This window comes from Streptomyces sp. NPDC030245 (assembly GCF_055572995.1).
On the sequence record NZ_JBVICF010000005.1, the window covers coordinates 331,862 to 357,605 of the forward strand.

21 protein-coding genes are annotated in these 25,744 nt (G+C 72.5%); 6 read left to right on the top strand and 15 right to left on the bottom strand.

What is annotated here, in order from left to right; genetic code table 11:
• Positions 1-62 precede the first annotated feature (62 nt).
• Positions 63-1,232, bottom strand: coding sequence for a type VII secretion-associated serine protease mycosin (mycP, locus tag ACZ4Z4_RS16140; RefSeq protein WP_468327309.1), 1,170 nt, complete (start codon positions 1,230-1,232; stop codon positions 63-65).
• Positions 1,229-2,881, bottom strand: coding sequence for a hypothetical protein (locus ACZ4Z4_RS16145; protein WP_468327311.1), 1,653 nt, complete (start codon positions 2,879-2,881; stop codon positions 1,229-1,231). The genes mycP and ACZ4Z4_RS16145 overlap by 4 nt, the downstream gene beginning before the upstream one ends.
• Positions 2,882-3,075: 194 nt before the next feature.
• Between ACZ4Z4_RS16145 and ACZ4Z4_RS16150 the strand changes: the two genes are divergently transcribed.
• Positions 3,076-4,290 carry an amino acid deaminase/aldolase gene (locus ACZ4Z4_RS16150; RefSeq protein ID WP_468327313.1) on the top strand — a complete coding sequence of 405 codons (1,215 nt, stop codon included), beginning with the start codon at positions 3,076-3,078 and terminating at the stop codon, positions 4,288-4,290.
• A gap of 27 nt (positions 4,291-4,317) precedes the next feature.
• Here ACZ4Z4_RS16150 and ACZ4Z4_RS16155 read toward each other — a convergent pair whose 3' ends face one another.
• The 6 genes from ACZ4Z4_RS16155 to ACZ4Z4_RS16180 all read right to left on the bottom strand — a co-directional run bounded on the left by ACZ4Z4_RS16155 (position 4,318) and on the right by ACZ4Z4_RS16180 (position 11,603).
• Positions 4,318-5,274 carry a DUF2510 domain-containing protein gene (locus tag ACZ4Z4_RS16155; protein ID WP_468327315.1) on the bottom strand — a complete coding sequence of 319 codons (957 nt, stop codon included), beginning with the start codon at positions 5,272-5,274 and terminating at the stop codon, positions 4,318-4,320.
• A gap of 28 nt (positions 5,275-5,302) precedes the next feature.
• Positions 5,303-6,604 (bottom strand): haloacid dehalogenase-like hydrolase, encoded by a 1,302-nt coding sequence (locus ACZ4Z4_RS16160; RefSeq protein WP_468327317.1) that lies wholly within the window; start codon positions 6,602-6,604, stop codon positions 5,303-5,305.
• Between the two features lie 16 nt (positions 6,605-6,620).
• A complete protein-coding gene (locus tag ACZ4Z4_RS16165) occupies positions 6,621-7,940 on the bottom strand; it encodes a haloacid dehalogenase-like hydrolase (protein ID WP_468327319.1) in 1,320 nt (439 codons plus the stop codon).
• 139 nt (positions 7,941-8,079) lie between these two features.
• On the bottom strand, positions 8,080-8,868 hold the full coding sequence (locus ACZ4Z4_RS16170; RefSeq protein ID WP_468327321.1) for a 3-oxoacyl-ACP reductase: 789 nt from the start codon (positions 8,866-8,868) through the stop codon (positions 8,080-8,082).
• Positions 8,869-8,871: 3 nt separating this feature from the next.
• Positions 8,872-10,224 (bottom strand): aldehyde dehydrogenase family protein, encoded by a 1,353-nt coding sequence (locus ACZ4Z4_RS16175; protein WP_468327323.1) that lies wholly within the window; start codon positions 10,222-10,224, stop codon positions 8,872-8,874.
• A gap of 8 nt (positions 10,225-10,232) precedes the next feature.
• A complete protein-coding gene (locus ACZ4Z4_RS16180; protein ID WP_468327325.1) occupies positions 10,233-11,603 on the bottom strand; it encodes a glutamine synthetase family protein in 1,371 nt (456 codons plus the stop codon).
• A 75-nt stretch (positions 11,604-11,678) separates the two neighbouring features.
• On the opposite strand from ACZ4Z4_RS16180, the gene ACZ4Z4_RS16185 reads away from it, so the two are divergent.
• The 3 genes from ACZ4Z4_RS16185 (at position 11,679) to ACZ4Z4_RS16195 (ending at position 14,796) form a co-directional block, all read left to right on the top strand.
• The gene (locus tag ACZ4Z4_RS16185) at positions 11,679-12,428 is read left to right on the top strand and encodes a FadR/GntR family transcriptional regulator (RefSeq protein ID WP_468327327.1); all 750 of its coding nucleotides are present in this window, start codon (positions 11,679-11,681) and stop codon (positions 12,426-12,428) included.
• A 194-nt stretch (positions 12,429-12,622) separates the two neighbouring features.
• A complete protein-coding gene (eat, locus tag ACZ4Z4_RS16190) occupies positions 12,623-14,068 on the top strand; it encodes an ethanolamine permease (protein ID WP_468327329.1) in 1,446 nt (481 codons plus the stop codon).
• A gap of 41 nt (positions 14,069-14,109) precedes the next feature.
• Positions 14,110-14,796, top strand: a complete 687-nt coding sequence (locus tag ACZ4Z4_RS16195) for a gamma-glutamyl-gamma-aminobutyrate hydrolase family protein (protein WP_468327678.1) — start codon at positions 14,110-14,112, stop codon at positions 14,794-14,796.
• On the opposite strand, the gene ACZ4Z4_RS16200 is transcribed toward ACZ4Z4_RS16195, so the two are convergent.
• Both ACZ4Z4_RS16200 and ACZ4Z4_RS16205 read right to left on the bottom strand, forming a co-directional pair.
• Entirely contained in the window at positions 14,765-15,733 is a 969-nt protein-coding gene (locus ACZ4Z4_RS16200; RefSeq protein ID WP_468327331.1) for a phosphotransferase family protein, read from the bottom strand. The genes ACZ4Z4_RS16195 and ACZ4Z4_RS16200 overlap by 32 nt on opposite strands.
• Before the next feature lie 332 nt (positions 15,734-16,065).
• The gene (locus ACZ4Z4_RS16205) at positions 16,066-17,043 is read right to left on the bottom strand and encodes a LysR family transcriptional regulator (RefSeq protein WP_468327333.1); all 978 of its coding nucleotides are present in this window, start codon (positions 17,041-17,043) and stop codon (positions 16,066-16,068) included.
• A gap of 70 nt (positions 17,044-17,113) precedes the next feature.
• On the opposite strand from ACZ4Z4_RS16205, the gene ACZ4Z4_RS16210 reads away from it, so the two are divergent.
• Positions 17,114-18,247: a TDT family transporter gene (locus ACZ4Z4_RS16210; protein ID WP_468327335.1), complete on the top strand. Its 1,134-nt coding sequence runs from the start codon at positions 17,114-17,116 to the stop codon at positions 18,245-18,247.
• Here the strand turns inward: ACZ4Z4_RS16210 and ACZ4Z4_RS16215 are convergent.
• From ACZ4Z4_RS16215 to ACZ4Z4_RS16235, 5 genes are all read right to left on the bottom strand, one after another.
• On the bottom strand, positions 18,216-18,968 hold the full coding sequence (locus ACZ4Z4_RS16215; protein WP_468327337.1) for a helical backbone metal receptor: 753 nt from the start codon (positions 18,966-18,968) through the stop codon (positions 18,216-18,218). The genes ACZ4Z4_RS16210 and ACZ4Z4_RS16215 overlap by 32 nt on opposite strands.
• A gap of 1 nt (position 18,969) precedes the next feature.
• Entirely contained in the window at positions 18,970-19,545 is a 576-nt protein-coding gene (locus tag ACZ4Z4_RS16220) for a helix-turn-helix domain-containing protein (RefSeq protein ID WP_468327339.1), read from the bottom strand.
• Positions 19,546-19,671: 126 nt separating this feature from the next.
• Positions 19,672-20,664: a hypothetical protein gene (locus ACZ4Z4_RS16225; RefSeq protein ID WP_468327341.1), complete on the bottom strand. Its 993-nt coding sequence runs from the start codon at positions 20,662-20,664 to the stop codon at positions 19,672-19,674.
• A gap of 155 nt (positions 20,665-20,819) precedes the next feature.
• Positions 20,820-23,432 (bottom strand): ABC transporter permease/substrate binding protein, encoded by a 2,613-nt coding sequence (locus ACZ4Z4_RS16230; RefSeq protein WP_468327343.1) that lies wholly within the window; start codon positions 23,430-23,432, stop codon positions 20,820-20,822.
• Positions 23,425-24,540, bottom strand: a complete 1,116-nt coding sequence (locus ACZ4Z4_RS16235) for a quaternary amine ABC transporter ATP-binding protein (protein ID WP_468327345.1) — start codon at positions 24,538-24,540, stop codon at positions 23,425-23,427. Before ACZ4Z4_RS16235 ends, ACZ4Z4_RS16230 begins: the two co-directional genes overlap by 8 nt.
• A gap of 275 nt (positions 24,541-24,815) precedes the next feature.
• Here ACZ4Z4_RS16235 and ACZ4Z4_RS16240 point away from each other — a divergent pair, with 275 nt between their 5' ends.
• Entirely contained in the window at positions 24,816-25,721 is a 906-nt protein-coding gene (locus ACZ4Z4_RS16240; protein ID WP_468327680.1) for a 5'-3' exonuclease, read from the top strand.
• Positions 25,722-25,744 lie beyond the last annotated feature (23 nt).

Here is a 25,744-nt window from a genome sequence, read left to right on the forward strand (position 1 = left end):
CTTGTTCACCATGTTCGGGGTGTTCGCCGTGTTCGCCACGGTGTCGACCCTACAGAGTGGCGTCAGTCGCGCCGCGGCGCCCCGGACCTGGTCCGCCACAGGTGGACCGCGAGGGCGAGCAGGACGACACCGAGGCCGCCGGCGACCGGGCCGACCCAGCCCGCGGGTCCTTCGTCGCCCGGTGTCGCGTCCGGGCCCCGGCCGAAGTACTTCGTGCCGTACGTCGCCGTGCGCGGCTCATCGGGCTTGATCCGGCCGGCGCGGGCGAGCGCCGCCGCCGGGTCGATCAGGCCGAAGCCGCGGGAGTCGTCACGGCCGCCGGACGGGGCGTCGCGGGCCGTGTCCTCCAGGAGCTCCTTGATCTGCGCGGGCCGCAGCTCGGGGTGGGCCGCGCGGATGAGGGCGACGGCGCCGGAGACGAAGGCGGAGGCGGCGCTGGTGCCCCAGCCCTCGTAGTACTTGCGGTCCGGGTCGGCGATGACGATGTCGTCGCCGGGCGCGGCGACGGTGGCGTACCAGCGGCGGGTGGAGAAGGAGGCGCGGGCGCCGTTCTCGTCGACGGCCGTCGCGGCGATCACGCCCGGATAGGCGGCCGGGTAGGAGATGTGGTCGCCGCGCTCGCCGCCGTTGCCCGCGGAGGCGACGACGGCGACACCCTTCTTCAGGGCGTACTGCACGGCGGCGTCCTCGGCCGGTTCGGGGTGGGCGGACTCGGAGTCGTCGCCGAGGGAGAGGTTGATGACGTCCGCGCCGTGGTCGGCGGCCCAGCGGATGCCTTCGGCGAGGGCGTTGCCGCGGGTGTTGCGGGCCTTCTTGCGGGCGGGGTCGCCGTCCTCCAGGATCACGCGGACCGGCAGGATCTTCGCCTCCGGCGCGATGCCGAGCACGCCGTCGCGGCCGCCCGCGCCGTGTCCGTGGCCCGCGATGATGCCGGCCATCGCGGTGCCGTGCCGCGCCCAGGGGCGGTCGCCGCGGCGGGCCCCGAAGCCGACCATGTCCTTGCCTTCAAGGACACTCCCGGCGAGGTCAGGGTGCTCGGCGTCTATACCCGTGTCCAGGACGGCGACGGTGATGCCGTTGCCCTTGCTGATCTGCCAGGCCCGGCTGGTGTGCATCGCGTCGAGAGCCCACTGCTGGGCGCGGATGCCGTCGTCGGCGTACGCGGTGGCGGTCGGGGCGAGCGCCAGCGCGGCGGCGGCCAGGACGGCGACGATCCGCCCGCGGCCCCTCATGCCGCCTTCTCCGCCGCCGCGATGATTTTACGGAGGCCCCGCTCGACGCGGTCGGCGATGCCCTTCGCCTCGTGGCCGAGACCCGCCTGGGCGGGCGCCGACGTGGTGTTGCTGCCCATGGCCTCGGTGGCGGGCTCGGGGTCGGTGACGGCGCGGCCGTCGGCGAAGCCCGAGACGGAGTACGCGACGACGGGCGCGTCCGGGAGTACGGAGACGGTCCAGGCCGCCCGCTGCGCCTCCCCGAACCCTTGGGAGGCGGTGCCCTTGGCGGCGTACGGCCGCGGCATGAGGTCGGTCCGCCGGTCGAGGCCCTCCTCCGTGAAACGGTTCCGCAGGGTCTGCATCGCGTCGGCGTCCGCCTTGGTGAACAGCAGGCCCACGGTGGTGACATGGCTGCGGGTGGCGTCCGTGTACGTGGCCCGGAGCAGCCGCAGACAGCCGACCGGGTCGAGCGCCTTCTTCAGGAGCGGGTCGAACGCGCCCCGGCAGCCGCTGTCCGGGGCGACGGCTATGCGGGTCCAGGCGCGGTCGGCGCCGCCGGGTCCCGCGCCCTCGCCCTTCAGCTCCGGCGGGAAGAGCCGGTCGACGGGGACGCTGTGCCACAGGGCCCCGGTGACCGTGTACGCGCTCCGGGCGGCACCGCCCGCCGCGGACTCCCCGGTCAGCCAACTCCCGGTCACCGCACCGCCGATGAGCCCGAGCCCGAGCACGACACAGGCCGCGGCGGCGGCCGCACGGGGGCGCGCCCAGGCAGCGACGGGTCGCGCCCGGGTGGGCCGGTCGTCCCCCATCGCGGGCCGCGCGAAGAACACCAGGGGCCGCCCAAAACCACCCCCCGGCACCACCGCGCCCACGCCACCGGCGTCGGACACCCCCTCATCCCCCCGAACCGACCCCGCCGAGGAGCCCTTGCCCGCGCCCACCGGCGGCACGTCGGGCAGACGAGCCGACGACGGCGGGGGCGGAGCCTCCGCGTCACCGGAGGCATCGTCCGGCACGCCGACCGGACCGCCGAGCACACGGCCCACGCCCGCCGACGAGGGCGACCTCTCGCCGGAGACATCGCGCCGCGCACGGGACGCACCGTCGACGGGGGCCGCCGCGGCGGGCAGGCAGGCCGAGGACGGCGGAGACGACTCCACGTCGCCGGAGGCATCACCCGACGCGCCGGACGGGCCGTCACCGATGGCCGGACCGCCGAGCACACGGCCCGCGCCGGCCGACGAGGGCGACATCTCGGCGGCCACCTCACGCCGCGTACGCGACGCACCGTCGACGGGAGCCAGCGCGTCGGGCAGAGGAGCCGGGGGCGGTGGGGTGTTGTGTTGGGGGCGGGCCTCTTCGAAGGGGGAGAGGAGGGCCTGGATGCGGGCCGCCTGGTCCGGGTCCTCCGCGTCGTGGTCGGGGGTGGGGCGGGGGCGGTTCAGGAGCCAGTCCTGGTCTACCGGGGGGCGGACGTCCGGGAAGCGGGCGGACGGCGCGGGCGGCGGCTCGGCCGGCTCGTCGGCCGGGGCCACCGGGGCCGGCGGTGCTGCGGGGCGGGCCGGGGCCGGCGGTGCTGCGGGGCGGGCCGGGGCCGGCGGTGCTGCGGGGCGGGGCGGGGCCGCGGGGCGGGGCGGGATGGGGCTGTGAGGCGCCTCCGTGCTCATGCTCCCCCGTCTCCTCGCGCTCGGCCGGCCGGAGCGCTCGGGCGGCGAGGCTCCGTACGCACCGCTCGGCCAGGCTCCGTGCGCGTCACTCTACGGGCAGACCCACGGCGCACGGGAACTCAGTCCGCGCCCCCGGGCGATCTGCCCGGATCATCCCCCTACCCTCTGGTAATCGCGTCTGGCAGGCTTCGGCCATGACAGCCCGTGCCGCAGACCGAGCCGCAGACCGCGCCCGCTACGACCGCGCCACCGCACACCTCGACGCCCCCCTCGCCCTCGTCGACCTGGCCGCTTTCGACGCCAACGCCGACGATCTCGTACGCCGGGCCGCGGGCAAGCCGATCCGGGTCGCCAGCAAGTCCGTGCGCTGTCGCGCCCTGCTCGAACGGGTCCTCGCCCGCGACGGTTTCGCCGGGATCATGTCGTTCACGCTCGCGGAGTCCCTGTGGTTGGCCCGCTCCGGCTTCGACGACGTGCTGCTCGCGTACCCCTCGGCGGACCGGGCCGGTTTCGCCGAGCTGGCAGGCGATCCGAAGCTCGCACGATCGGTGACCGTGATGGTCGACGACCCGGCCCAGCTGCGGCTGATCGACGAGGCGAGGGACGGCGGCACCGAGGAGGTGCGGGTCTGTCTGGAGTTGGACACCTCCCTCAGGGTGCTCGGCGGCAAGGTGCGGATCGGCGCGCTGCGCTCCCCGCTGCACTCCCCCGCACAGGTCGCCGCCCTGGCCCGCGCCATCGCCCGGCGGCCGGGGTTCCGGCTCGTGGGTGTCATGGCGTACGAGGGGCATGTGGCGGGTGTGGGTGACGCGGTGGAGGGCCGCCCGGCGCGTTCCCGGGCGGTCCGGACGATGCAGGCCGCGGCCCGCAGGGAACTGGCCGCACGCCGGGCGAAGACCATCGCCGCCGTCCGGGCGGTCGCGCCGGACCTGGAGTTCGTGAACGGCGGCGGCACCGGCAGCGTGCAGCACACCGCGGCCGAGCGCGCGATCACCGAGATCGCCGCCGGGTCGGGGCTCTTCGTGCCGCGCCTCTTCGACCACTACACGTCGTTCAGCGGCCGTCCCGCCGCGCTGTTCGCGCAGCCCGTGGTGCGGCGGCCCGGCCCGGGGACGGTGACGGTGCTCGGCGGCGGCTATCCGGCGTCGGGCGTCGCGGGCCCGGACCGCTCACCGGTGCCGTATCTCCCCGAGGGGCTGCGATACGACCCGCAGGAGGGCGCCGGTGAGGTGCAGACGCCGCTGCACGGCCTTCCGGCGGACGATCTGCGGATCGGCGACAAGGTGTGGTTCCGGCACGCCAAGGCCGGGGAGCTGTGCGAGCGGTTCGAGACCCTGCACCTGGTCGAGGGCGACAAGGTGACGGGGAGCGTCCCGACGTACCGCGGCGAGGGCCGTACGTTCCTCTGACAGTAAGTTCCTCTGACCGCCAGGCCCTTAAGGCGTCGCGCCGACGTCGTCGCCCACGCCGCCGCCCGTCGCGCTGTCCTCGACCGAGCGGATCCCGTCGGTGATCTCGTCCATGACGGAGACGGGCGGGGCGCCCTTGCCCGCGCCGACGTTGAACCGGACCATGACCATCGACTCCGAGCCGACGCTCGACGCGAAGGCGAGCGACTGGACGTATCCGCCGTCGCCCTTCGCCGTGTGCACGCGCCAGCGCACGAAGTAGCCGCTGCGCCCCGCGACGGCCACCTGGCCCTCTTTGACCTTCTCGTGGCCGGTGATGCCGCCGTAGGGCTTGTTGTCCAGCTTGTCCTTGTCGTAGGCCGCGTCCGCCGCGTCCTCGATGTCGCCGAGGGCGAGGGCCTTGGGGTCCGTCTCGTCCGTGCCCGTCACGGTGCTCGACGTGACGGTGCCCTCGCGGCAGAGCCCGGAGTCGCCCGGGCAGTCGACGATGTCGGGGGTCTGGATGGTGGCGCCGCCGCCGAAGGAGTCGTCGTCCTTCTCCCAGCCGTCGGGCACGGGGAGCGTGATGCCGTTGAGGTCGTCGACGAGGGTGTCCGGGTCGGGGTCGGTACTCGGGGACGCCGACTCCTTCTCCGACTCGGTGGGCGTCGGGCTGCTCCCGGCGGTGGCGCTCGGCGCCGGGGTGCCGCCTTGCGGGTCGCCGTTGTCCTTGGTGAGGGCGACGGCGCCCGTGACGATCGCCGCGACGAGCACGGCCCCGGCGACGCCCAGCGCGACGAGCTTCGCCCGGCCGCCGCCCCGGGACGCCGCCACCGGCATGACCGACGTCGTGTCCTGCGGCGGCCCGAACCCCTGGGGCGCCGCGGCGACTTGGGGGTGCTCGGGCGTCCGCCGGTGCTCGGTCCAGGCGGCCCCGTCCCACCAGCGCTCGACGGAGGACTGGTGCGGGTCCGGGTACCAGCCGGGCGGCGTCGACATGCTCATTGCGGCACTCTAAGACGTGCCGCGAAGATCAGTACACCGAGTCCCGCTGGTCGGCGACCACGGTGCCGTCCGCGCGCCGGACGGGCCCCTTGTCCCCGTCGTGCTCGTTGTACGCGCTCGTCGCGCACGGGTAGCGGTCCTGCTTCTGCCGCATCGGCTCGATGAACATGGGGTTCACGACCCAGCGGCCGTCCGCGTCGTCGTACGCGCGGCACATGAACTCGCTCTTGTTGCGGTTCAGCACGAGGTGCGCGCCCGTCGCGTCGCCGACGAACGTCACGTCGGTGTCGGCGTCACCGCCGCCGAGCGCGATGCGGTGCCTGAAGTCCTGCTTCTGCCAGGCCTTCTTGCCCTTGACCCCGAAGATCTCCTGGTTGACCCAGCAGCGCTTGCCGTCGATGTAGGGGATGGCCTCGCCCTTGTTGGCGGGGACGCCGCCGCAGCCCTGGTTCCAGGTGGTGATGCGGCCCTCGCGGTCCAGGACGGAGCGGATGGCGACGGTGTGCGCCCGGTCGATGCCGACGCCCTTCGACCAGACCTCCGTCACCGGCTCGGAGCCCGCCGAGACGATGTAGACGTCGAAGCCGGCCTTCTTCAGCGTGCGGATCAGGTCGCGCTGCTGATCGTAGTAGCGGACGTAGCCGGGGATCTCGTGCGTGCCGACGGTCTGCGTGGCGCCGACGGGGGCGGCGAGCGCCTCCTTGCGGGCCTTCGCGGCGTACGACTCCAGCTCACGGACGGTGTGCCCGGCGAAGAGCTGCGGCACCCAGGCGTACTGCGGGACGGTGTGGCGGTGGTCCCACTTCCCCGCGAACGCGGCGGCGCCGCTCATCGTCTTCCCGTCCTCGCGGACCTCGAAGATCTCGTCGGCGCAGTCCTTGTCCCTGGAGGTGGGCAGCGGCTTGCCGACGGGGACCTTCGTGCCGCACGCCTCGGTGAGCGCGCGGTCGGCGTCGTCGGTCAGCCACTTGCTCGTGGACTTCCAGCTCTTGGGGCGCAGGATCTTGTCGTGCCGCAGGGACCAGGCGATGGTCGCGTCGGTGACGTCGTTCTTCGTGATGGTGTTGTCCCAGTCGAACGCGGCGACCGGGCGCTTGTTCCCGCCGTGGCCGAGGTCCGGGTTCGCGCAGGTGCCCCGCTCGTCGATGGTGCGCTGGAGCTTGGCGCGGTTGTTGCCGTACCAGGTCAGCTTCTTCGACAGCTGGGGGCAATCCGCTGGTGCGGTGCGGGAGTTCGCGGCCGTGGCGGCGGCCGCGGGGAGAGCTGCCGGCACGGCCGCCAGGGTGGCGGCCGCGGCCAGGGTCAGCGCCGAAAGGTTTCTGTTACGCATGTGAGTGGACCGTACATCAGTCCTGCGGGGCTGACGATGTCACGGACGTCCCGTGCACCGTGTCCCGCTGATCGGGGATCACCGTGCCGTCCGTACGGCGCACCGGGCCCTCGCGGCCGTCCCGTTCGGTGTAGCCGGTGGAGGCGCAGGGGTAGGGGTCGGCCTTCTCGCCCTTGGGCTCGATGAACATGGGGTTGACCAGCCAGCGGCCGTCGCCGTTGTCGTAGGCGCGGCACATCACTTCGTTCTTGTTGCGGTTCAGGACGAGCCGCAGGCCGGTGGCGTCGCGCAGGAAGGAGACGTCCGTGTCGGAGTCGCCCGCCGCGAACACCTGGCGTTTCGCGGCCGGTTGGACCTTCTCGGCGGCGGCGCCGCGCACGCCGAGGATCTCCTTGTTAATCCAGCAGCGCTTGCCGTCGATGTACGTGATCATCGAGTCGTCGCCGTCCTCGACGGTGCCGCAGCCCTTGAGGTGCGCGGTGTGCTTGCCGTGGGCGGTGACGTTGCGGATGCCGATGGTGTGCCTGGCGTCGATGCCCACGCCCTTGGCCCACACCTCGGCGACCGGCTCGGGCGACGCGGAGACGATGTAGACGTCGAACCCGGCCTTCTTGAGCGTGCGGATCAGGTCGCGCTGCTGGTCGTAGTAGCGGACCCAGCCGGTGACCTCGCCGGTGCCGACCCGCTGTTCGCCGCCGACCGGCGCGGCGAGGTTCTCCTTGCGCGCGGCGGCCGCGAACTGCTTGACCTGGCGGGTGGTCCAGCCGCGGGTGAGCTGGGCGAGCCAGGCGTACTGCGGTTCCATGCGACGGTGGTCGAAGCCGGCGAAGGCCGCCTGGCCGGCGGTGGTGGTGCCCTCGGCGTAGACGGAGAGGATCTCGTCGGCGCAGGCGGTGTTCCGGTGGGTGGGCAGGGTGGTGCCGGTGGCGGGGCAGGCCTTCGTCAGGGCGCGGGCGGCCGGGCGGGTCAGGTAGCGGCTGGTGGTGTGCCAGTCGCCGTCCTTCGGCGTGCGTATCTTGCCGTTGCGCAGCAGCCAGTACATGGTGGCGTCGCCGATGTCGTTCTTGATGACGGTGTTGTCCCAGTCGAAGACGGCGACCGGCGCGGCGCCGCGGCCGTGGCGGTCGCCACAGGTGCCGTAGCGGTCCACCATGCTCTGGAGTCTGGCCCTGTTGTCGCCGTACCAGCCCTGGGAGACGGTCGGCATGGGGCACTTCGCGGCCTGCGGCCGTGCGGGGTGCTGCGTTGCTTCGGCGGTGGCCTGGACGCCGGCGAGGCCGGCGCCCGCGACGGCGAGCACGGCGGCCGCGGCGGTGCAGCGGCGCTTGAGGTTCATGTACACGCTCCCGTGTTTACGCAGGTCAGCCGGGCGTCGTGCGACGCCCGGCTGACGGTGGGGTGGCCGGAGGGTGAACTGCACGGGCGCGGCTAGGGCCTGTGACGCCGCCGAGCAGACGGGACTTCCGACACAGGCCCTAGAGGGGTGTGACGTAGGCCCCGGTGAGGCCGCCGTCGACGAGGAAGTCGGTGGCGTTCACGAACGAGGCGTCGTCGCTGGCGAGGAACGCCACCGCGGCCGCCATCTCCTCGGCCTCGGCGAAGCGACCCACGGGGATGTGCACGAGGCGGCGCGCGGCGCGCTCGGGGTCCTTGGCGAAGAGTTCCTGGAGGAGCGGGGTGTTGACCGGCCCCGGGCAGAGCGCGTTGACGCGGATGCCCTCGCGGGCGAACTGCACGCCCAGCTCGCGCGACATGGCGAGGACGCCGCCCTTGGAGGCGGTGTACGAGATCTGTGAGGTCGCCGCGCCCATCCGGGCCACGAACGACGCGGTGTTGATGATCGAGCCCTTGCCCTGGCGTCGCATGTAGGGGATGGCGGCCTTGCAGCAGAGGTAGACGGAGGTGAGGTTGACCTCCTGGACGCGCTTCCAGGCTTCGAGGCCGGTGTCCAGGATGGAGTCGTCGTCGGGCGGCGAGATGCCCGCGTTGTTGAAGGCGATGTCGACGGAGCCGTAGGTGTCGAAGGCCGTCTTGAACAGCGCCTCGACCTGCTCGGCGTCGGTGACGTCGACCTTCACGAAGGTCCCGCCGACCTCCTCGGCGGCCTTCTTGCCCGCGCTCTCGTCGATGTCGCCGCAGACGACGTGGGCGCCCTCCGAGGCGAGGCGGCGGGCGGTGGCGAGGCCGATGCCGCTGCCCGCGCCGGTGATGACGGCGGTGCGGCCGACGAGGCGGCGGCAGATGTTCTCGGACGTGGTCGACATGGGTCAGGCCTCCGTGCTGATGAAGACGTTCTTGGTTTCCGTGAAGGCGTGCAGGGCGTCCGGGCCGAGTTCGCGGCCGAGTCCGGACTGTTTGTAGCCGCCGAAGGGTGTCCAGTAGCGGACGCTGGAGTGCGAGTTGACGGAGAGGTTGCCCGCGCGGACGGCCGTCGAGACGCGCAGGGCCCGGCCGATGTCCCGCGTCCAGATGGAGCCGGACAGGCCGTGGTCGGTGGCGTTGGCGAGGCGGACCGCGTCGGCCTCGTCGTCGAAGGGGATGACGACGGCGACGGGTCCGAAGACCTCTTCCGTGGCGACGGGCGAGTCCGGGTCGACGTCGGTGAGCAGCGTCGGCGGGAACCAGAAGCCGGGGCCTTCGGGCGCCGTGCCGTGGATGCCGTCGCCCGGGGTGACGTAGGAGCGGACCCGGTCCAGCTGGGTCCGGGAGATCAGCGGGCCCATCTGCGTCTTCTCGTCGGACGGGTCGCCCACGACGATCGACTCGATCGCGGGGGCCACGATGTCCAGGAAGCGGTCGTACACCGAACGCTGTACGAGGACGCGGGTGCGGGCGCAGCAGTCCTGGCCCGAGTTGTCGAGGTACGACATGGGGGTGGCGAGGGCCGCCGCTTCCACGTCGGCGTCGGCGAAGACGATGTTGGGGCTCTTGCCGCCGAGTTCGAGGGTCAGGCGCTTCACGCGGTCGGCGCACCTGGCCATGATCTGCTTGCCGACGCGGGTGGAGCCGGTGAAGACGATCTTGGCGACGCCGGGGTGCTCGACGAGGGCGTTGCCCGCGACGCCGCCCTCGCCGGGCAGCACCTGGAAGAGGCCTTCGGGCAGGCCCGCCGCCAGGGCGAGTTCGGCGAGGCGGAGCGCGGTGAGCGGGGTGGTCTCGGCGGGCTTGAGGAGCACCGCGTTGCCTGCCGCGAGAGCGGGGGCGGTGCCCCACGCGGCGATCGGCATCGGGAAGTTCCAGGGGGCGATGACGCCGACGACGCCGAGGGGTTCGAGGACGGTGACGTCGAGGCCGCCCGCGACGGGGATCTGCCGGCCGTTGAGGCGTTCGGCGCCGCCGGCGGCGTAGTCGAACAGGTCGCGGACGTTGCCCGCTTCCCAGCGGGCGTTGCCGATGAGGTGACCGGCCTCGCGGACCTCCAACCGCGCCAGTTCCTCGATGTGTTCGTCGACGGTGGTGGCGAAGCGGCGCAGGAGGCGTGCGCGGTCGGCGGGGGCGGTGGCCGCCCACTTCTCCTGGGCGCGTGCGGCGCGTGCGACGGCGGCGTCGACGTCCGCGGCGGTGGCAGCCGGGACGGACGCGACGGTCTCTTCGGTCGCCGGGTTGAGTACCTGAAGCAAGTCGTTCCTCACATGCGTTCGAAGGAGCGGCGGAGCTCCCAGTCGGTCACCGCGGAGTCGAAGGCCTGAAGCTCGACCCGGGCCATGTTGCGGTAGTGGGCGACCACCTCGTCGCCGAAGGCGGCCTTGGCGACGGGGCTGTTCTCCCAGAGCTCGGCGGCCTCGCGCAGGGTGGTGGGGACGTGTTCGTACTCGCCGGTGTAGGCGTTGCCGGTGCACTCCTCGGGCAGTTCGAGCTTCTGCTCTATGCCGTAAAGGCCGGCGGCGATCAGTCCGGCGACCGCGAGGTGCGGGTTGACGTCTCCGCCGGGCAGCCGGTTCTCGAAGCGCATCGAGCGGCCGTGGCCGACCACGCGCAGCGCGCAGGTGCGGTTGTCGTACCCCCAGGCGGCGGCGGTCGGCGCGAACGTGCCGGGCTGGAACCGCTTGTAGGAGTTGATGTTGGGCGCGTAGAGGAGGGAGAAGTCGCGGAGGGCGGCGAGCTGGCCCGCGAGGAAGTGCCGCATGACCGGTGACATGCCGCCGGGGTCGTCCGCCGTGCCGGCCATGACGTTGGTGCCGTCGGCGTCCTGGAGCGAGAGGTGGATGTGACAGGAGTTGCCCTCGCGCTCGTTGAACTTGGCCATGAAGGTGAGGGAGACACCTTCCTGTGCCGCGATCTCCTTGGCGCCGGTCTTGTAGATGGCGTGCTGGTCGCAGGTGACGAGGGCCTCGTCGTACTTGAACACGATCTCGTGCTGGCCCGGGTTGCACTCGCCCTTGGCCGATTCGACGACGAGCCCGGCGGCGGCCATGTCGTTGCGGATGCGGCGCAGCAGCGGTTCGACGCGGCCGGTGCCGAGGACGGAGTAGTCGATGTTGTACTGGTTCGCCGGCGTGAGGTCCTTGTACCCGGCGTCCCACGCCTGTTCGTAGGTGTCCTTGAAGACGATGAATTCGAGCTCGGTGCCGACGTGGGCGGTGTAGCCGAGCTCCGCGAGCCGCTCCAGCTGGCGGCGGAGGATCTGGCGGGGTGCGGCGACCACGGGCGAGGAGTCGTTCCACGCGAGGTCCGCGATGAGCATCGTGGTGCCCTCGTTCCAGGGGACCCGGCGCAGGGTGGAGAGGTCGGCGTGCATGGCGAAGTCGCCGTAGCCGCGGTCCCAGGAGGACATCGCATAGCCCTCGACGGTGTTCATGTCCGCGTCGACGGCGAGGAGGTAGTTGCAGCCCTCCGTGCCGTGTTCGAGGACCTCGTCGAGGAAGAAGCGGGCGGCGAACCGCTTGCCCTGGAGTCGCCCCTGCATATCGGGGAAGGCCAGGACGACAGTGTCGATCTCGCCGCTCGCGACGAGGGCCTTCAGCTCCTCGACGGTGAGCGGGGGTGTGCGGTCTGCCACGGGAAAAGCCTCCTTGGGTCAGCCGGGAGCCATAAGGTATTGCCGAGAACCTTTGCTTGGGAAGGGGGTACGGGCATGTCGCACACGGAAGAGGGCACGTCGCCCGCGGCGCTGGACGACGACCGGCTGACACCGGTACTGCGTCCGGTGCGGGCGGGCAACGGCTTCGAGGAGGCCCTGGAGCAGATCCTCCAGGTCGTCCGCCTCGGCCTGGTGCCCGGCGGCGAACGGCTGCCGTCGGAGCGGGAGCTGGCCGACCGCCTCGGCATCAGCCGGGTGACGCTGCGCGAGGTCCTGAAGGTGTTGCAGGAGCAGGGGCTCGTCGAGTCGCGCCGCGGGCGGTACGGCGGCACGTTCGTGCGGCCGCGCCCCGAGGCGCCGGGCGAGGACGAGCTGCGCCGCCGCATCGAGGACGTCGACGTCGAGGACGCGTTGCGCTTCCGCGAGGTCCTGGAGGTCGGCGCGGCCGGGCTCTGCGCGGCGCACGGGCTCACCGACGAGCAGGCGGACCGGCTGCGCACGGCGCTCGCACAGACCCACGACGCACCCCTTGCGGAGTACCGCAGGCTCGATACGCTGCTCCACCTCACGCTCGCCGAGCTGTGCGGGTCGCCGTCGCTCACCGCGCAGTACGCGGCGGTCCGCGCGACCGTCAACGACCTCCTGGACTGCATCCCGCTGCTCGTGCGGAACCTGGAGCATTCGCAGCGCCAGCACACCGCGCTCGTCGAGGCGGTGCTCGACGGGGACGCGGACGGCGCGCGCGAGATGATGCGCGAACACTGCGCGGGAACGGCGGCCCTGCTGCGGGGCTTCCTCACCTGAGCGGGGCGGGGGGCTTCCTCACCTGAGCGGGACGGGGCGGAACGGGACGGGACGGGGCACGGGGGCACCGATTAACCGCGACGTAACGCACGGGGCTTGATTTCCACCCCGCGACACCGCAAAGGTATGGATCCGTTCCATTGAGTCGCCCGTCTGGGTCACCCGCCGCAGTGCCGTCGCATGGGAGCCGTGCCATGACCGTGGAGTCCAGCAATCCGAGCCCGGCCGAACCGGCGGACGACTATCTGGAGCGCAGAACGCTCCGCCGGGGCAGCGCGGGCTGGCTGCTCCTCACCGGACTCGGCGTCGCCTATGTCGTGTCCGGGGACTTCTCCGGCTGGAACTTCGGCCTCGCGGAGGGCGGCTTCGGCGGCCTCGGGATCGCGATGGCGCTCATGGGCGTGATGTACGCGTGCATGGTCTTCTCGCTCGCCGAACTCTCGTCCGTCCTGCCGACGGCGGGCGGCGGCTACGGCTTCGCGCGCCGGGCGCTCGGCCCCTGGGGCGGCTTCCTGACCGGCACGGCGATCCTCATCGAGTACATCCTGGCGCCGGCCGCGATCTCCATCTTCATCGGTGACTACGTGGAGTCGCTCGGCCTCTTCGGCCTCACCTCTGGCTGGCCCGTCTACCTGGCCTGCTTCGTCATCTTCATCGGGATCCACCTGTGGGGCGTCGGCGAGGCGCTGCGCTTCAGCTTCGTCGTCACCGGCATCGCGGTGGCGGCGCTGCTGGTCTTCGCGGTCGGCGCGTTCATGGACTTCGACGCGTCGAAGCTGAACGACATCCCCGTGGAGGCGGACGCCTTCGGCGCCAACTCCTGGCTGCCGATGGGCATTCTGGGCATCTGGGCGGCGTTCCCGTTCGGCATGTGGTTCTTCCTCGGGGTCGAGGGCGTACCGCTGGCAGCCGAGGAGACCAAGGACCCGGCGCGCACGCTGCCGCGCGCGATCCGCTGGTCGATGGCGATCCTCGTCGCCCTCGCGCTGCTCACCTTCTTCGCGTCGGCGGGCGCACGCGGCGCGGACGCGATCCAGGACGCGGGCAACCCCCTGGTCGAGGCGCTGGAGCCGGACGGCGACGCGACCGGCCTGAGCCGTGTCATCAACTACGCGGGCCTCGCCGGCCTGATCGCCTCCTTCTTCTCCCTCATCTACGCGGGCTCGCGCCAGCTCTTCGCGCTCTCCCGGGCCGGATACCTCCCCCGCTTCCTCTCGCTCACCAGCAGCCGCAAGGCTCCCTACCTCGGCCTGCTCGTGCCGGGCGCCATCGGCTTCGGGCTCGCCGCGGCGACCGGCGACGGCGCCCGCATGCTGAACGTCGCGGTCTTCGGCGCGACCATCTCGTACGCCCTGATGTCGCTCTCGCACATCGTGCTGCGCCGCCGCGAGCCCGGCCTCGAGCGGCCCTACCGCACACCCGGCGGCGTCCTCACGTCGTCCGTGGCGCTGGTCCTCGCCTGCGCGGCCCTCGTCGCGACGTTCCTGGTGGACGTGACGGCGGCGCTCATCGCGCTCGCGGTGTACGTGGTCGCCATCGCCTACTTCGGCATCTACAGCCGCAAGCACCTGGTGGCGCGCGCACCGGAGGAGGAGTTCGCGGCGCTCGCGGCGGCCGAGGCAGAGTTGGAACGCGACTGAGCACGATCATGAGGAGAACGGTGAGCGAGAGCGAGAGCGCAGTGGGCAGCAGGCCGCTGATCGGGGTCAGCACCTATCTGGACCCCCGGGTGAGCTGGGGCGTGTGGCAGCTGCCCGCGGCCCTGCTGCCCGCCGGGTACCCGCGTCTCGTCCGGGCGGCGGGCGGACTCACCGCGATGCTGCCGCCGGACGACCCGGCGCACGCGGAGTCCGTCGTCGCCCGGCTCGACGGCGTGGTCGTCGCGGGCGGCCCCGACGTGCAGCCCGAGCTGTACGGTGCGGTGCGCGAGGAGCGCACCGGGCCGCCCGCACGGGAGCGGGACAGCTGGGAACTGGCCCTGATCGAGGCGGCGTTGGCGTCGGGGACACCGCTCCTCGGCATCTGCCGCGGCATGCAGCTCATGAACGTGGCGCTCGGCGGGACGCTGATCCAGCACATGGACGGGCACGCGGAGGCGGTGGGCGTCTTCGGCACGCACACCGTGAAGCCGGTCCCCGGCACGCTCTACGCCTCGATCGTGCCGGACGCGTCGACGGACGTGCCGACCTACCACCACCAGGCGGTGGACCGCCTCGGCAGGGACCTGATCGTGTCGGCGTACGCGGAGGACGGCACCGTCGAGGCCGTCGAGCTCCCGGAGCCCGCCTGGGCGCTCGGTGTGCAGTGGCACCCAGAGATGGGCGAGGACACGCGCGTCATGGCAGCGCTGGTCCGAGCCGCGTCCTGAGCCACGCCACTGCGGTCGCGCCCTGGGCGGCCTGGAAGGCGCGCAGGGTCGGCAGGCCGGGCGGCGCGGGCCGCAGCGACGCCCGCACGAAGTACCCGGCGACGCCCGCCAGCGTCGCGGTCACGCCCCGTGGGTCCGCCGCCCGGCCCACCCGCCGGGCGGTGAACACCTCCTCCGGGTCGGGGCCGCCCTGCGCCCGCACGCACGGCAGCATGAGGAGCAGGTCGAGCCAGGGCGCGGCACGCAGGGCATGCGGCCAGTCGACGAAGACGACCCGGTCGCCCTCTGCCGTGAGCAGCATGTTGTCGGCGCGCAGGTCGCCGTGGGCGAGGGTGTCGCCCGCCGCGAACTGCGGCCACGGCGCGGCGAGTTCGGCGAGGGCGGGCAGATGCCGACGGACCCACGGGTCGAGCCTGGCGTCACCCTCCGCCCCCTCCTCGATCAGCCGCTCCCACCCCCGGAAGACGCCTGCCAGCGCCTGCGCCGCGGTGGGGGCGGCGAGCGGCGCGGGTGTGAGCTCCCGCGAGAGGGCATCCACAGCATCAAGCACGCGCTCCAACTCGGCCGCCTGCCAAGGGACTTGAGGTTGCCGCCCGTCGATGTCCTCGAAGGCCAGGGCGACCCAGGTCCCGTCGTCGTAGGAAGCGAGGAGCCGGGGCGCGGGCACGGAGTCCGGCAGGGCGGCGGCGTTACGGGCCTCCGCGCGGTGCAGGCGTGGGCTGCCGGGGTTGGTCTCGGCGCTGACCGCCTTGACGAACGCGCGCCGCCCGTCGGCGAGCAGCACCCGCGCGGCGACACCCGGCGAGAACCCGCCCCGCTGCGTCACGGCTTCGACCACAGGCGCCCCGAGCGCGTCCGCCAGCCCTGCCCGTACGTGCGCGGGGAGTTGACGCCAGGGGGTGCGTACGCCGGTGGCCGGGGGAGCAGTGGGGTTCATTCACCCATGGTGAGCGGACCCGGGCGGGCCTGCCACGCATTTTCCCCCACGGACGCCACCCGCCCCCCTGCTGCCGCTCCCCCACCCACGCCGCCCGCTCCCGGCGTGCTCCCCCACCGATCGCGCGCCCACTCCCCCGCCACCTGGAGGCACCGACCGCCTCCGGCCCACCCGCGATGAGCTCAGCGGCGCCGCCGAGCGGGAACGGCACAAGCCGCACGACGCAGCGCGGGCCGAGGGCGGCAGGGCGTACCTGGCACGGGCGCCGCGCGCGAACCGGTCCTGGACGCGGCGGCCCGCACGGGCGGCCCGCTCCGGTCCGGATCCGCGGCTCAGGGCCGCCGCCCACCGGCCCCCGGCCCACCCCGCGTCAGCGCCAGCAGATCCCGCCCCGGTCCCGCCGGGCGGTGCCCCGTCGGCCAGACCGCCCGCAGCTCCCTGCGCAGCTGGACGTCGGCGAGGGGTATCTCGACCAGGCGGCGCGCCGCGAGCTCCTCGCCCACCGCGAGTTCGCTCAGGACCGAGGGGCCCGCGCCGCTCACCGCCGAGGCCTTCACCGCCGTCGTCGACGACAGCTCGATCAGGGGGCGGGCGAGTCCGCCGAGTGCCGCGTCGAGGACCTGGCGGGTGCCCGAGCCCTCCTCGCGCAGGATCAGCGGCGTCGCCGCCAGCTCCGCCGCCGCGAGCGGCTTCCTGCGCCGCGCCCATGGATGCCCCGGCGCCGTCACGACGACCAGGCGGTCGTGCGCGACGACGACCTCGTCGAGCCCGCCCGGCACGGTGAGCCCCTCGACGAAGCCGAGGTCCGCCTCACCGGCCAGCAGCCGGGCGGCGACGGCCGCGGAGTTCCCCGCGAGCAGGGACACCGCCGTGTCCGGCCGCTGCGTCCGCAGGGCGATCAGCCAGCCCGGCAGCAGATACTCGGCGATCGTCATGCTCGCTGCCACCCGGAGCCGCGAGTCCCGCCGCACGCGCAGCGCCTGCGCCCCCGCGTCGAAGGCCTCCGCCGCCTCCACGACACGGCCGGCCCAGTCGGTGACCAGGGCGCCCGCGTCGGTGAGCCGCGAACCGCGGGGCGACCGGTCGACGAGGGCGACGCCCAGCTGACGCTCCATCGCCCGCACCCGGCTGCTCGCCGCGGGCTGCGTGATGCCGAGCTCACGGGCGGCCCGCCCGAGACTGCCGAGCCGCGCCACGGCGAGCAACAGCTGGAGCGCGCCGAGGTCGGGCACGCGGTGCGCGAGGGACGCCTCAGCGATATGGCCGGAAGCAGAAGCAGCGGGCTCGGGCGACGCAGGCGACGTACTCATAAAACCAGCTTATGCCCTCATAGAAAGGTGCTCCCTGGTCGCACCGCTCCCCCCGTACGACGGTGGACCCATGGTCACCACCGCCCACCCCGCCACCGTCTCCCCCACGGCCCCCGGCACCCACGCCCCCGCTACCCGCGCCCTCGCGGTCCGCCACCTCGGCCCCAACTGGTACGCCTCCGTCATGGGCACCGCCATCGTCGCCAACGCGGGCGCGACACTGCCGTACGGGTTTCCGGGGCTGCGCACGGGCTGCACGATCGTGTGGGCGCTGTCCTTCCTATTGCTGGCCGTCCTGCTCATCGCCCGCGCCGCGCACTGGATCCACCACCGCGACCAGGCCCGCGCCCATCTGCTCGACCCGGCCGTGGCACCGTTCTACGGCTGTCTGTCGATGGCCCTGCTCGCGGTCGGCGCCGGCACCCTGCTCGTCGGCGAGGACTGGATCGGCACGGGCGCGGCCGTCGCGCTCGACACCGTCCTGTTCACCACCGGCACCGTCATCGGTCTCGCGGCGGCCGTCGCCGTCCCCTACCTGATGGTGACCCGGCACCGCATCACCGCCGACCAGGCCTCACCGGTGTGGCTGCTGCCCGTGGTGGCGCCCATGGTCTCGGCGGCCGTCGGCCCGCTGCTCGTACCCCACCTGCCCGCGGGCCAGGCACAGCAGACGCTGCTGTACGCCTGCTTCGCCATGTTCGGCCTGAGCCTCCTCGCCACCCTGGTGATGCTGCCGGTGATCTTCGCCCGCCTGGTGACCGCGGGCCCGCTGCCCCTGGCCCTCACCCCCACCCTGTTCCTGGTGCTCGGCCCGCTCGGCCAGTCCACGACCGCCGCGAACAAGTTCGCCGACTTCGCCCCGGGCGTCGTCCCCGCCCCCCTCGACCGCGGCTTCCTCGCCTTCGCCGTCCTCTACGGCGTGCCCGTGCTGGGCTTCGCCCTGCTGTGGCTGGCACTCGCCGGAGCCCTGGTGCTCCGCGCCCGCCGCCGCGGCATGGGCTTCGCGATGACCTGGTGGGCGTTCACCTTCCCCATCGGCACCTGCGTCACCGGCGCGGAGGGCCTCGCCGCCCACACCGGCCTCACCCCGCTCTCCTGGCTCGCCACCGCCCTCTTCCTGCTCCTGACGACCGCATGGGCCGTGGCCCTGACCCACACCCTGCACGGCATCCTCACCGGCCGGCTGCTCGCACCGCCCCGCTGAGCACCCCCGGCGCCTCCGCGAGCGACGGCCCGTACCACGTGAGATGCCGGCCGCTGACCAGGGCGACCGGCGTCTGGCGCGGGAACGCCTCGGGGCCGTCGTCGCGCGTGAAGCGGTACGGCTCGTCGGGGAGGATCACCAAGTCGAGGTCCGCCGCCCGCAGTTCCTCGATCGGGACGCGTGGGTACCGCTCGGCGTGTCCGGCGTACGCGTTGTCGACGCCGAGGCGCGCGAGCAGGTCTCCCGCGAAGGTGTCGCGGCCGAGGACCATCCACGGCCGCCGCCAGATCGGGACCGCCCCGCGGAGGCGGACCGGGGGAGCCGCCCAGCCCTGCCACGCCGCCTCCGCGTCCGTCAGCCACCGCGGCCGCCGCTGTGCCCCGCACGCCGCGAGGACGCGGGTCAGTTCGCGAAAGGCTTGGTCAAGCGTCCGCACCTCCGTCACCAGGACCTCGACGCCGGCCGCGCGCAGGGCCGCCAGGTCGGGGGCGCGGTTCTCCTCCTCGTTGGCGATGACGAGGTCGGGCGCGAGGGCGACGATGCGGGGCACGTCGGGGTTCTTCGTGCCGCCCACCCGCGCCACTCCGCGCGCGTCCAGGTCCGCCGGATGGCTGCACCAGTCCGTCGCACCGACCAGCGCGCCCGGCACGGTGACCGCGACCGCCTCGGTCAGCGAGGGCACCAGCGAGACGACCCGCAGCGGGCCCCGCGCGAGCGGCACGTCAGCGCCCCCTGTCGTCCACCGCTTCGATGTGGTCCCCCACGGCGACCACCAGGACCCGGGTGTCCGGCACGGTGGCCCGCCAGCGGTGGCGCACGCCGCCCGTGAGGAAGAGGGTGTCGCCGCGCCCCAGGCGGTAGGCCCGGCCTTCGGCCTCCATCTCCACGGCGCCCTCCACCACGTACATCAGCTCGTCGTTGCGGTGCTGGAACTCGCGCCCCTCGTCGTGGTCGCCGATGAACTCCAGGGCGTGCAGCTGATGGTGGCCGCGCGCCAGTTCCCGTACGCGCGCCTCGGGGGTGGAGCCCTCCAGGTCCGTGGCGTCGTCGGCGCGCACCACCTCGACGGTGCGGGCCGGGTCGGCGGCGGCCAGGAGCTCCACGTCGGTGGTGCACAGCGCGTCGGCGACCCGCTGGAGGGAGCGCGAGCTGGGCCGGGCGCGCTCGTTCTCGATCTGGCTGAGGAACGGCACGGAGAGTCCGCTGCGCTCGGCGACGACGGCAAGGGTGAGCTCCAGCTGGCGGCGGCGCCGCCGCACGGCAGAGCCCACCCGGAGGGTCTCCTTGTGCTCGTCCATCGCCTCGGCTCCCTTCAGCGCATCGGCCCGCTCTCAACCCTGAGGGGTTTTCTGCACCCTACGCATGTTCGCCAAACGGTTTCGCCCCGTTCCCCGGACCGGCCCCCGCAGCTTGTGCCGGTGGAGCTACAGCTTGTGCCAGTAGAGCAGTTGTCCGGCCTCCCCGGGCGCGGCACCCTCCGCCGGTACGAACAGGCTGACGAGCAGGGCGGGGCGGCCCCGCGGGTCGGTGAGGAGGGTCGCCGACGGGTTGGCGAAGGCGCGGCTGCCGCCGTGCGTGCGGATGTCGAGGCGGTCCGCGCGGCCACTCGGGGGGTCGTAGGCGTACGTGCCCCAGCTGCCGAAGTCACCGCGCCGCCCCTGCCCCTCGACGAGGACCACGCGCTGCCCGCCGAGCCGCACGGGCGCCCGGTCGCCGATGTTGCCGCCGTTGCCCCGGGCGCGCACGGCACGGTCCAGGCGCCGGTCGGGCTCGGCGTGCCAGCGCCGGAAGCCGGTGAGGGTGGCGCGCAGCTGGCGGTCGGTGTCGCAGCCCGCCCGGTAGTGCCCGGTGAGGTGGATCGTGGCGCCGCGCACGGCGGTGACGCTCGGGGTGCCCTCGGCGCAGCGCGAGAGGGTCAGCGGCGCGTCGAAGGCCCGGCGGGCCCGCCCGTCGAGCAGCGCGGCACGGTTCTCGTACGCCCGGACGGCGATGTGGTTGCGGGGGTCCTTCTCGTACGCGAGGACGTAGCCCCCGCGGCCGTCGTGGGCGAGCGAGGCCTGGTGCGTGCCGGGTCCGAAGTCGTGGCGGCGCCGCCAGTGGCGCAGGTCGGTGGAGGTGGCGACGGCGGCGTGGAAGCGGCCGTCGGCGAGGAGCGTGTGGTAGACGGCGAGGTAGCCGCCGTCCTGGTCCTGCTCGATCTGCGCGGCGTCCATGGTGCGGCCGGTGTGGTCCCGCGCGTCGTAGCGGTGCCCGTCGGCGGCGGTCACGTCCTCGGCGAGCGCGGCCAGGCGCGCGGTGCCCGCGGAGGCGGGGGCGGCGTCGGCGCGGGCGAGCTGCGCGACGAGCAGGGCGGTGGCGAGGGCCAGCGCGGCGGCGGCGAGGAAGAGCACCGTCCTGTGCTGCTGCCTGGCGGTCACGGGCGGTGTCTCACGGGTCGGGTCTCACGTTCACATGTGCACGAGGGGCGGGGCCCAGTCGAGGTTAAGGAGTCGGCGGCCCCGCGGGAACGCGTCGAGGGGTGGGCTTCGCCACAGGGCGAGGCCCACCCCTCGGGGGTGGATGCGGTTCCGGCTTACTTCGCCGCCGTCATCTTCTGCTCGAAGCCCGGGTTCTTCTTCAGCCAGGCGTCGACGGCCTTGGGCTCATTGCCCTTGCCCGCCTTGTTGATCTCGTTCTCCAGGCTGGCCAGTTCCTGCTCGCTCATCTTGAAGTCCTTGAGCCACTTCGTGAGCTGCGGGTACTGCTCGGGGAACTTCTTGCTGGAGATCGTGCGGATCGTGTCGCCCTTGCCGAAGCCGCCCTTGGGGTCCTTGAGCTTGGTCAGGTCGTACTCGTTGTACGCCCAGTGCGGCGACCAGAGCAGGACCGCGACCGGCTCCTTCTTGGCGTAGGCCGACTTCAGCTCGGAGAGCATCGCCGGCGTGGAGCCGGGGACGATCTTGTACTCCTTGTCGAGGCCGTAGCCGGGGAGCACCTTGTCCTTGAGGGCCGTCATCACGCCCGTGCCGGGCTCGATGCCGATGATCTTGCCTTTGAACCTGTCGCCCTTGCCCTTGAGGTCCTCGAGCGACTTCACGTCCTTGACGTAGGACGGGACGGCGATCTCCAGCGACGTCGGGCTGTACCAGGAGCCGAGGTCCTTGAGGTTCGCCTTGTTCTTCTCCCAGTACTGCTTCTGGGCCGTGGGCAGCCACGCGTCGAGGTCCAGGTCGAGGTCGCCCTGGGCGAGGGCGGTGTAGACCGGGCCGACGTCGGCCGGCGTCAGCTTCATCTTGTAGCCGCGCTTCTCCAGGACGCGCTTCCACAGATTGGTGACGGCGATGTTCTCGTCCCACGCGAAGTACGCGGCGTTCAGCGGACGCTTCGCCTCGGCGGGGGTGGAGTCGTCCGGCAGCGGGGCGAGCTTGTCGACGATGCCGGGGTTCTTCTTCAGCCAGGCACGGACGGCGTCCTGCTGCTTGCCCTTGCCCGCCTTGTTGATCTCCGCCTCAAGACTGGTGAGCTGCTTCTCGCTCATCTTGAAGTCCTTGAGCCACTTGGCGACCAGGGGGTTCTCGTCGGAGAAGCCCTTGCGCGCCAGCGCGTGCACGCCGTCGCCCTTGCCCCAGGCGCCCTTCGGGTCCTTGAGCTTCTTCAGGTCGAAGTCGCTGTACGCCCAGTGCGGCGACCAGAGCGTGGTGACGATCGGTTCCTTCTTGGCGTACGCGCGCTTCAGCTCGGCCAGCATCGCCGGCGTGGAGCCGTCGACGACCTTGTACTCCTTGTCGAGGCCGTACTCCTTGAGGACCTTGTCCTTGAGGAGCCCCATCATGCCGGCGCTCGGCTCGATGCCGACGATCTTGCCCTTGAATTGCCCGCTCTTGCCCTTGAGGTCGTCGAGCGAGTCGACGCCCTTCACGTACGAGGGCACGGAGAGCTCCAGCGAGGTCGGGCCGAACCACGAGCCCATGTCCTCCAGCTTGGCGCCGTACTTCTTCCAGTACGCGGCGTGCGTCGTCGGCAGCCATCCGTCGGTCTGGAAGTCGATGCTGCCCTGCGCCAGCGAGGTGTAGAGCGGGCCCGCCTCCAGCTGCTTGGTCTGCGGCTTGAAGCCGCGCTGCTCCAGGATCTCCTTCCAGAGGAAGGTGGAGGCCACGCCCTCGTCCCAGGGGATGTAGCCGATGTTGAGCTGCTTGCCCTGACCGACGTTCTTCGCGTCCGTGGCGGTGTCCTCGGACTTCGAGCCGCCGAAGACGCCCATGCCGCCCGCGATGAGGGCGAGGACGACCACGCCGACGACCGCGACGGCGGCCTGCGGACGGTAGGTCCAGATGTTCAGGCCCTGCGCGGCCCGCAGCTTCGCGACGGCGCGCCGGCCCAGCGGGGAGACCTGGGTGCCGAGGGCGCCGGTCATCCGGTCCAGGTAGATCGCCAGGATGACGATGGCGATGCCCGCCTCGGAGCCGAGGCCCACGTTGAGCTGGCCGATGGATTCGTTGACGTCGGCGCCCAGGCCCTCCGTGCCGACCATGCCCGCGATGGCGGCCATGGACAGGCCCAGCATGATGACCTGGTTGACACCGGCCATGATCGTGGGCAGGGCGAGGGGCAGCTGGACGCGCAGCAGGATGTTGCGCGGCGTGGTGCCGAAGGCGTCGGCGGCCTCGACCAGTTCCTTGTCGACCTGGCGGATGCCCAGCTCCGTCATGCGGACGCCGGGGGCCAGGGCGAAGATCAGGGTGGCGACGATGCCCGCCGGGGCGCCCATTCCGAAGAAGAGGATGGCGGGGATGAGGTAGATCATCGCCGGCAGCGTCTGCATGAAGTCGAGCACCGGGCGGACGATGCCGCTGACGGTGTTGGACCGCGCCGCCCAGATGCCCACGGGCACCGAGATGAGCAGCGCGATGATCGTCGAGACGAGCACCAGGGCCAGCGTCATCATCGCGTGGTCCCACAGCTCCAGCGAGACGATGAACGCGAAGCCCGCGAAGGTCAGCACACCGGCCACCACGCCACGCAGCCAGAACGCGATGACGGCGAAGATGCCCGCGAGCAGCAGCGGCTCGGGCGCCTGGAGCACGTCGGCTATGCCGTCGTAGGCGCCCTGGAAGACGGTCTTGAAGAAGTCGAACAGCCAGGCCATGTGGCTGAGCAGCCAGTCGACGCAGTCGTTGACCCAGTCGCCGAAGGGAATCCTAGGCACCGCTGCTCACCTTGCCCACGCTCTTGCCGCCGTTGTCCTGCGCGGGAACGACGACATCCCGCGGCTCCGCGTCCGTCTCGTCGGACTCCATCGGCTCGCCGAGCACGGCGAGCAGCCGCGCCCGCGGTACGACGCCGACGAGCTTGCCGTCGCCGTCGGTCACAGCGACCGCGACACCACTGGTGGAGCAGGGCGTGAACAGCTCGATGATCGGGGTGTCCTCGGTGACCGTCGCGGGGGCGTCGGCCATCACGAAGCCCTCGTCGGGCTCGGCCATGATCGCGCCCGCAGTGAGCACGCGGGATCGGTCGACGTCCTGCGTGAACGCTGCGACGTAGTCGCTGGCCGGGGTGACGAGGATGTCCTCGGCGGCGCCGATCTGCACAATGCGGCCGTCGCGCATGACGGCGATCTGGTCGCCGAGGCGCATGGCCTCGTTGAGGTCGTGGGTGATGAAGACGATGGTCTTCTTCAGCCGCTTCTGGAGGACGAGGAGCTGGTCCTGCATGTCGCGGCGGATCAGCGGGTCGAGCGCGCTGAACGACTCGTCCATGAGGAGCAGGTCGGCGTCGGTGGCGAGCGCGCGGGCCAGGCCCACGCGCTGCTGCATGCCGCCGGACAGCTCGTCGGGCCAGGACTTCTCCCAGCCCTTGAGGCCTGCGAGCTCCAGCGCCTCGGTGGCGCGCTTCTCGCGCTCGGCGCGCGGGACGCCCTGCACCTCAAGGCCGTAGCCGGCGTTCTCCAGGACGCTGCGGTGCGGGAAGAGCGCGAAGTGCTGGAAGACCATGCTGATCTTCTTGGAGCGCACCGCGCGCATCTCGCGGGCGCTCAGCTCGGTGAGGTCCTGACCGTCGAAGCGGACGTGACCGGCCGTCGGCTCCGACAGCCCGTTGAGCATGCGCAGCAACGTGGACTTGCCGGATCCGGACAGACCCATGACGACGAAGATCTGGCCCGGCTCGACCTCGAAGGAGGCGTCGATCACGGCGGCGGTGGTGCCGTCGGCGCGCAACTCCTCCCGGTCGGCTCCGTGGCGGAGTTTCTCCACCGCGTCATCGGGTCGTCTGCCGAACACTTTGTACAAGTGCTCGGCCTGAAGCCTGGACACATACACCTCTCGGGTTGAACCAAGACGGCCCGCCTCCCCCGCCGGCGGGCCGTGGAGCGACGCGGTGTCTGCCCGCTTACCGATCGAAAAAGTTGAATTCGCGACCGGGTTGGCTCCGGCTGCGCCCCTGCCCCCACTTGTCCGAACCAAACCAAGGAGTGACCCAGTTCACATCCGTTGCGTTCTCGGCACGGCCTGGCGCGATGCGCAACGCGGTCGCGCTGTCGGTGCCGTGCGGCATGATGCGCGATGTGACTCAGCGAACTCGACGGCTCATGCTCCTCGACACGGCGTCCCTCTACTTCCGGGCCTATTTCGGCGTCCCGGAGTCGGTGAAGGCCCCGGACGGCACTCCGGTCAACGCCGTGCGCGGACTGCTCGACTTCATCACCCGTCTCGTCCAGGACCACCGGCCGGACGACCTGGTCGCGTGCATGGACGCGGACTGGCGCCCGCACTGGCGCGTCGAGCTCATCCCCTCGTACAAGGCGCACCGCGTCGCCGAGGAGGTCGCCCAGGGCCCGGACGCCGAGGAGACCCCCGACACCCTCGCCCCGCAGGTGCCGGTCATCGAGGCCGTCCTCGACGCGCTCGGCATCGCCCGCGTCGGCGTCGAGGCGTACGAGGCGGACGACGTGATCGGCACCTTCGCGGCCCGCGCCACCGGCCCGGTGGACATCGTCACCGGCGACCGCGACCTCTACCAACTGGTGGACGACGAGCGCGGCATCCGCGTCCTCTATCCCCTGAAGGGCGTCGGCACCCTCCAGACGACGGACGAGGCGTGGCTCCGCGAGAAGTACGGCGTGGACGGGCCGGGCTATGTGGACCTGGCGCTGCTGCGCGGCGACCCGAGCGACGGCCTGCCCGGCGTGCCCGGCATCGGCGAGAAGACGGCGGCCAAGCTCCTGGACGCGTTCGGCGACCTGGCCGGGATCATGGCCGCCGTCGACGACCCGAAGTCCAAGCTCACGCCGTCGCAGCGCAAGCGGCTCGACGAGGCCCGCGCGTATGTGGCGGTCGCGCCGAAGGTCGTGCGGGTGGCGGACGACGTCCCCCTGCCGGAGATCGACCTCGCGCTCCCCCGCGAGCCGCGCGACCCCGCCGCCCTGGACGAGCTGGCGGCCCGCTGGGGCCTCGGCGGCTCGCTGACGCGGCTTCTCACCACCCTGCACACCTGAGGTGTTAGCTTAGGTAAACCTAA